The organism is Nocardia fusca NBRC 14340 (assembly GCF_001618425.1).
Classification (GTDB): domain Bacteria; phylum Actinomycetota; class Actinomycetes; order Mycobacteriales; family Mycobacteriaceae; genus Nocardia; species Nocardia fusca.
Genome location: NZ_BDCU01000027.1, coordinates 304,757 through 311,061, shown reverse-complemented (window position 1 = coordinate 311,061; position 6,305 = coordinate 304,757). Strand labels below are relative to the sequence as shown.

Here is a 6,305-nt window from a genome sequence, read left to right as displayed (position 1 = left end):
AGGCGGGTTGCGTCGGCATTCGACGGTCGGGTCGCCTGCTGGACTCGCCCGCGAAGGTTCGGAGTGCGGCGACCGGGGAGCATTTACAGTGCGGTCCGTGATCCCATCCAGGCTGTTGAAGCTCGTTCGTGCCCTTCTTTTGTCTGTTCCGGATGAGCTACCTCCATGGTCGGGGGCGTTCCGGTTTCGGAGCGACAGAACGGAGGAAAACGGGTACCGATCGGCGGAGCGAGGAACCGGGGTCACCGAGGCCCGATCACGTGGACGTGGCGGCGGAGTCGCGGCTATAAGCACCGCAAATTAATGCAGCTCTCAGTTCGTTCTCAGTAGTGGTCGGCAGGCTGGACAGCGGATATGAGCAGAAAAGGGAAACTATGACCGAGGATTTCACCAATCGGCCGGCCGGGCCGGAATCGGGACCGGTGCCGCCCTCGACGCCGCCGCCGAGTTCCGTGCCCGGCGGCGAGTCGGCCGCGCCCGGTCAGGCGCAGCCGCAATACCCGGGTGGGCCGCAGTTTCCGGGTGGCCGGCCGGGCGATACTGCTGCGTATCCGGTTCCCGGCGGGTCGTTCGCCGCACCGCCGCCCGGCGATACCGGGCAGTTCTATGCGGCCGCGCCGCCACCTCCCCGCCGGAACTCGGTGCGTACCGGTCTGGCGGCGGGGGCGGTCGCGCTGGCTCTGGTGAGCGGCGGTATCGGTGGTGCGGTGGGTGCGCTGGTCAGCGATTCGGGTGATCGGCCGGCGGCGACCAATGCGCTGGACGGGCCGGTGCCGAAGGTGCAGAACACGGCTAATGCGCCGGCCGGGTCGACCCAGGCGGTGGCGCAGCGGGTGCTGCCGTCGGTGGTGATGATCGAGGTGGCCAGCAACCGCGGGCAGGGGGAGGGGTCCGGGGTGGTGTTGTCGTCGGACGGTTTGATCCTGACCAACAACCATGTCGCGGCCGGGGGCGGCGGCAACGGCGATATGTCGGTGACCTTCGCCGACGGCAGTACGGCGCAGGCTTCGCTGGTGGGTGCCGATCCGGTGTCCGACCTCGCGGTCATCCGGGTGCGCGGCAAAACGGATCTGCAGCCGATCGAACTGGGTAGTTCGGCGAACCTTCAGGTCGGTCAGCCGGTGGTGGCGATCGGGTCGCCGCTGGGGCTGGCGGGCACGGTGACCACGGGGATCGTCTCGGCGGTGAATCGCCCGGTGTCGACCACCGGGGAGGGTGGCAACGACCCGACCGTGCCGAATCCGGTGATCGACGCGATCCAGACCGATGCCGCGATCAATCCGGGTAATTCCGGTGGTGCGCTGGTCGACGCCGAGGGCCGGCTGATCGGGATCAATACCGCGATCGCGAGTCTGGGGTCCTCGGGCGCGGGAGGTCAGCAGAGCGGTTCCATCGGGCTCGGGTTCGCGATCCCGGTGGATCAGGCGCGCCGGGTCGCCGACGAGTTGATCAAGAGCGGTCACGCTACATATGCGCAGATCGGGATGACGGTGCAGCGGGACGAGTCGGTGCACGGCGCGCGGGTTCTCGATGTCACGCCGAACGGCCCGGCGGCCGCGGCGGGGATCCCGTCCGGGTCCATCGTGACCCGGCTCGACGACCGCACGATCGATTCCGGTGACGCGCTGGTCGCCGCGGTGCGCTCCAAACAGCCGGGAGACAAGGTGACAGTGACGTATACCGATGAACGTGGTGGAAATACCCGCACGGCCGAGGTGACCCTCGCCGCCGCCGCGGTGGAGGGAGGCCGATGATGCAGAAGGTGGCCGGGGGCGGGCACGCGGCGTCGGCGATCGGCGCTACGGTGAGCGGTATGGAAATCGATGCTCCTGTTGCGGGGCGTGCACTGGTCGTGGTGGTGGACGATCGAACGGCGCACGGCGGCGAGGATTCGCTGGGCCCGCTGGTCACCGAACTGCTCACCGAGGCGGGGTTCCTCGTCGACGCCTCCGTTTCGGTGGAGGCCGACGAGGTGGCGATTCGGAACGCGTTGAACACCGCGGTGATCGGTGGCGTGGACATAGTGATCTCGGTCGGCGGCACCGGTATGTCGCCGCGTGATGTCACGCCCGAGGCCACCTCCGAGGTGCTCGACCGGGATCTGCCCGGGATCAGTGAGGCGTTGCGCGCGTCGGGACGGGTGGCCGGTTCGCTGGACGCCGGGCTTTCTCGCGGGCTGGCCGGTATCTCGGGGAGCACGCTGGTGGTGAACCTGCCGGGTACCCGGGCCGCGATCCGCGACGGGATGGCGACCCTGGGGCCGCTGGCGAGCCGGGTGATCGGTGAGTTGTCCGGGCTGCTGGAATGAGCCGGAGCGGGCAGTATGAGTGAGGGCGAGACCCCCGAGGTCCCCCGTCGGGCGCACCGCCGGACGGGGGACCCGGCGCGGGTGGACCGGATCTTCGGTGAAGTGCTGCCGTCCACCACGCGTGACGAGCGGGACGACGGTGCGGCATCCGGTGCCGACGACGAATGGTGGCGTTCGCAGGTGCCACCGCATCACGGCGGCACCGGGTGATCCCGGAAATGTCTTGGCGCCCAATGCTTTTCGCGTGAATATCGCGTTGTTGTGCTATTTCCGGGGGTAACGGGGGATGTGGATTTTTCTGAAATTGTCCGGTGCAGGAATGAGCGAGTTTATAATGTTCCGCTCCCGGTGTCGGTGATTTGAGGGGGCTATTCCTTTGACGAATTCTTTGCGGGGGGTTGCCCCGGCCGACGTCCTGTTCGGGGGTCGTTACCTGTGTTTGCCTGCCGATTCGCACCCTTTCGCATTCAAGTGTGAGTTGGATCACATTAACGTATAGCGAAAGCACCCTTTGTCCAACCTGTTACCGACCGTTTAATCTCGGCTTCGTCGACCGCCGCAATGGTGGTCCGGCGTGACTCCGCTTCGCATGGATCCCGCCGGTCGCATTGGCGTGCATTGTCCGATTTGCGGCGTTGCACCGAAATAACAACAGGTCACCTGTAGGTAACAAACGAGCGAAACACTGGTCGGAGCCGGCGAGTCAGCTGTCCGAGTCTCGTAGGCCATGCTGTTTGTCCGACATGATGAGGGGAAATATGAGCGAGAACCGCACCGACGGTGTACGTAACGGCGCCAGGATCGCGGGTGTCGGTGCCGCGGCCGCCGTCGCCGTGGGCCTGTTGTCGGTGGGCGCCGCCAATGCCGATGCCTTCGTGGCTCTGCCCGACGGTCAGAAGGCCGGCCCCGGAGTGACCATCACCCGCACGGGTGAGCATGCCGTCGTTTCGCCCTCCATGGCGGCCAACGGCGCGGGCCGGGTCGTCTGGGTCTCCGGAAACGCCGTCGCCGATGTCGCCGTGACGCCCGAAGGCGAACCGGGCCCGAACAACGGCCCGACCGGTGCGGACGGGACCAACAACTCGTCCACGCACGGCACTTCGCAGCTCAATACCGGCTATATCGTCGGGTGCCAGGTGAGCATCGGTGAGGACGCGATCGGCCTGGGCGGCTCGCTGGGCCTGTCCCTCGACGGCGGTAGCCTCGGCGGCTCCGTCGGCGTCGAGCTGGGGCCGGGCGAGGTCAAGTTCGTGCAGATCGACTACAAGGACATCACGAAGCCCGGCAAGTACTCGGTGGAGTACCAGGATGCCGAGATCGAGATCCAGGGTTGCGCGGGTTATGCGCAGGCGCGGTCGTACACGGTGGTCGAGATCATCGGCGACCACTACTCGAAGACCACCCTGTACGGCCAGCCGTTCAGCATCGGCTGAGCTGCCGCGCCCGTCCACGTCGCATCGAATCGAATCTTTCTCGCGCATTCCGCGAGCTCTCCCCTCGAAGGGTGTAACTCTCATGTTCAACCGTAAGAATCTGGCGCGCCTGGCGGGCGTCGGCGCCGCCACCACCATCGCGCTCGGCCTCTTCTCCACCGGAGCGGCCAGTGCCGATACCTTCGTGCCGCTGCCCGGCGGCGAACTCGTCAAGACGCTGTCCGACGGCACGGTCGTGACCGTACGCATGGTCGGCGAGTCGGCGACCATCAGCCCGTCCATGGGTGCCACGCCGGTGCACCGCAACGCGTGGGCCTCCGGTAGCGCGCAGGTCGAGATCGCCGGCGGCGAGGACGTGGGTGGCAAGATCTACCCCGGCTATGTCGTGGGCTGCCAGGTCAATATCGACGGTGGCGGCGCCGAAGGCGGCGCCGGTGCCGAGGTGGACACCGAAGGTGCCGTGAGCCCGAGCGTCGGAACCGGCGGCAACCTCACCGTCGGCCCCGGCCAGGCGAAATCGTTCTACGTCCTCGATATCGAGGGACCGGACGACTTCGGTAGCGAGGATCACGCCACCAACAACAAGTTCCAGGGCAACAGTGGTTCGGTGACCTGGTCCGATCAGACCATCGGCCTCAGCGGCTGCGGTGGCTACGCGCAGGCCCGGTCCTTCGTCAAGGTCGAGGTGGAAACCGAGCACGTGATCACCTTCGTCACGCTCTGGGGACAGCCGTTCAGCCTCGGCTGATATCCGGCCGATCCGACATACTGGCACGAATACGGGCCCGCCGCAGCCGCGGCGGGCCCGTATTCTATTGCCGCAGGACCGGTGCCGCCGATACCCGGCGGGTATTTCCCCAGCACCGGTCACTTGCCGGCCATCTGGCACTCATCCGGTCGACACACCGTGTCGGCGGCACGGTACTCGAGTGTTCACCGGTTGTGTGGTTTTTGGTTCATCTCGTGGCTACAGCCGTCCCTCAAGCTCTATGCAGCCTGTTCTCGGGCCGCCCCGGCATCGAATCGCTGCGATGCCGGGTGTCGCTGAAAACCTTGATGAGGGGAAATATGAGCAAGAACCGCACCACCGGTCTGCGCTGCGGCGCGCGCGCTCTGGGCGTTGGCGCTGTCGCGGCCGTGGCCATGGGCCTGTTCTCGACCGGTGCCGCGAACGCGGACACCTTCGTTCCGCTGCCCGACGGTGAAAAACTCGGACCCGGCGTGAAGATCACCCGCACCCATGAGAGCGCGCTCGTCTCGCCCTCCCTGGCCGCCAACGGCGCGGGCCGGACCGTCTGGGTCTCGGGCAACGCCACCGCCGACGTCTCGGTGACCCCCGAAGGCGAAGCCGGTCCGAACAACGGCCCGACCGGCGCGGACGGGACCAACAACTCCTCGACGCACGGTGCCTCGCAGATCAACACCGGCTACATCGTCGGCTGCCAGGTGAGCATCGCCGACGATGCCATCGGACTGGGCATTTCCGGCGGCCTCGAGGTCGGCGGCGGCAGCGTCGGCGGCTCGGTCGGTATCGAGCTCGGTCCCGGTGAGGTCGAGTTCGTGCAGATCGAATTCAAGGACATCGAGAAGCCGGGCGTCTACTCCGTCGAGTACCAGGACGTGGAGATGGAGATCCAGGGTTGCGCCGGTTACGCGCAGGCCCGGGCGTACACCGTCGTCGAGATCATCGGTGACCACTACTCGAAGACCACCCTCTACGGGCAGCCGTTCAGCATCGGCTGATTCCGGCACCGGTCGAATTCACCCACCACATCTCTCGCTGTAGCGAATTCAACCCCAGAGGGGCACAAACACATGTTCAACCGTAAGAATCTGGCGCGCCTTGCCGGCGTCGGCGCCGCTGCCTCGATGGCGCTGGGCCTGTTCTCCACCGGCGCTGCCAACGCCGACACCTTCATCCCGCTGCCCGGCGGCGAAATCACCAAGACCCTGTCCGACGGCACCGTGGTGACCGTGCGCCTGGTCGGCGAATCCGCCACCATCAGCCCGTCCATGGGCGCGACGCCGATCCACCGCAATGCGTGGGCCTCCGGTAGCGCGCAGGTCGAGATCGCCGGCGGCGAGAAGGTCGGCGGCAAGATCTACCCCGGCTATGTCGTGGGTTGCCAGGTCAATATCGACGGCGGCGGTGCCGAAGGCGGCGCCAGCGCCGATATCGACGGTGAGTCCGGCGAGGTCAGCCCCAGTGGTGAGGTCGGCGGCAACCTGACGCTGGGCCCCGGCCAGGCGAAGTCCTTCTACGTCCTCGATATCGAGAAGCCCGATGACTACGGCAACGAGGATCACGCCACCAACAACAAGTTCAAGGGCAACAGTGGTTCGGTGACCTGGTCCGATCAGACCATCGGCGTCAACGGCTGCGGCGGCTACGCGCAGGCGCGCTCGTTCGTACGGGTCAAGGTCGAGACCGATAACGTGATGTCCGTGGTGACCCTGTGGGGTCAGCCGTTCAGCCTCGGCTGATCCGGCCGCAACGCTCATCCGGCCGGGTGCCCGGCTCGGCCGCACCCACATCTCGGTGGAGGGACCTACCGCGTGTTCGC

General features: G+C 66.8%; 7 protein-coding genes. All 7 read left to right on the top strand.

The window, feature by feature from the left end; translation table 11 throughout:
- Positions 1–374 precede the first annotated feature (374 nt).
- The 7 genes from NF4_RS17085 to NF4_RS17055 all read left to right on the top strand — a co-directional run bounded on the left by NF4_RS17085 (position 375) and on the right by NF4_RS17055 (position 6,225).
- Entirely contained in the window at positions 375–1,754 is a 1,380-nt protein-coding gene (locus NF4_RS17085; protein WP_084533179.1) for a S1C family serine protease, read from the top strand.
- On the top strand, positions 1,754–2,308 hold the full coding sequence (locus NF4_RS17080; RefSeq protein ID WP_084533178.1) for a MogA/MoaB family molybdenum cofactor biosynthesis protein: 555 nt from the start codon (positions 1,754–1,756) through the stop codon (positions 2,306–2,308). Before NF4_RS17085 ends, NF4_RS17080 begins: the two co-directional genes overlap by 1 nt.
- 15 nt (positions 2,309–2,323) lie before the next feature.
- Positions 2,324–2,518 carry a hypothetical protein gene (locus tag NF4_RS17075; RefSeq protein ID WP_063128297.1) on the top strand — a complete coding sequence of 65 codons (195 nt, stop codon included), beginning with the start codon at positions 2,324–2,326 and terminating at the stop codon, positions 2,516–2,518.
- Positions 2,519–3,066: 548 nt separating this feature from the next.
- The gene (locus NF4_RS17070) at positions 3,067–3,741 is read left to right on the top strand and encodes an MspA family porin (protein WP_063128296.1); all 675 of its coding nucleotides are present in this window, start codon (positions 3,067–3,069) and stop codon (positions 3,739–3,741) included.
- Positions 3,742–3,823: 82 nt separating this feature from the next.
- Complete coding sequence (locus NF4_RS17065; RefSeq protein WP_063128295.1) at positions 3,824–4,489, top strand: MspA family porin; 666 nt, start codon at positions 3,824–3,826, stop codon at positions 4,487–4,489.
- A gap of 320 nt (positions 4,490–4,809) precedes the next feature.
- Positions 4,810–5,484 carry an MspA family porin gene (locus NF4_RS17060; RefSeq protein WP_063128337.1) on the top strand — a complete coding sequence of 225 codons (675 nt, stop codon included), beginning with the start codon at positions 4,810–4,812 and terminating at the stop codon, positions 5,482–5,484.
- A 72-nt stretch (positions 5,485–5,556) separates the two neighbouring features.
- Complete coding sequence (locus NF4_RS17055; RefSeq protein ID WP_063128294.1) at positions 5,557–6,225, top strand: MspA family porin; 669 nt, start codon at positions 5,557–5,559, stop codon at positions 6,223–6,225.
- Positions 6,226–6,305: the final 80 nt, after the last annotated feature.

Bases quoted from the DNA above. Each gene is read 5' to 3' on its own strand.
- NF4_RS17055 (WP_063128294.1), top strand. From the start codon at position 5,557: ATGTTCAACCGTAAGAATCTGGCGCGCCTTGCCGGCGTCGGCGCCGCT.
- NF4_RS17070 (WP_063128296.1), top strand. From the start codon at position 3,067: ATGAGCGAGAACCGCACCGACGGTGTACGTAACGGCGCCAGGATCGCG.
- NF4_RS17065 (WP_063128295.1), top strand. From the start codon at position 3,824: ATGTTCAACCGTAAGAATCTGGCGCGCCTGGCGGGCGTCGGCGCCGCC.
- NF4_RS17085 (WP_084533179.1), top strand. From the start codon at position 375: ATGACCGAGGATTTCACCAATCGGCCGGCCGGGCCGGAATCGGGACCG.
- NF4_RS17080 (WP_084533178.1), top strand. From the start codon at position 1,754: ATGCAGAAGGTGGCCGGGGGCGGGCACGCGGCGTCGGCGATCGGCGCT.
- NF4_RS17075 (WP_063128297.1), top strand. From the start codon at position 2,324: ATGAGTGAGGGCGAGACCCCCGAGGTCCCCCGTCGGGCGCACCGCCGG.
- NF4_RS17060 (WP_063128337.1), top strand. From the start codon at position 4,810: ATGAGCAAGAACCGCACCACCGGTCTGCGCTGCGGCGCGCGCGCTCTG.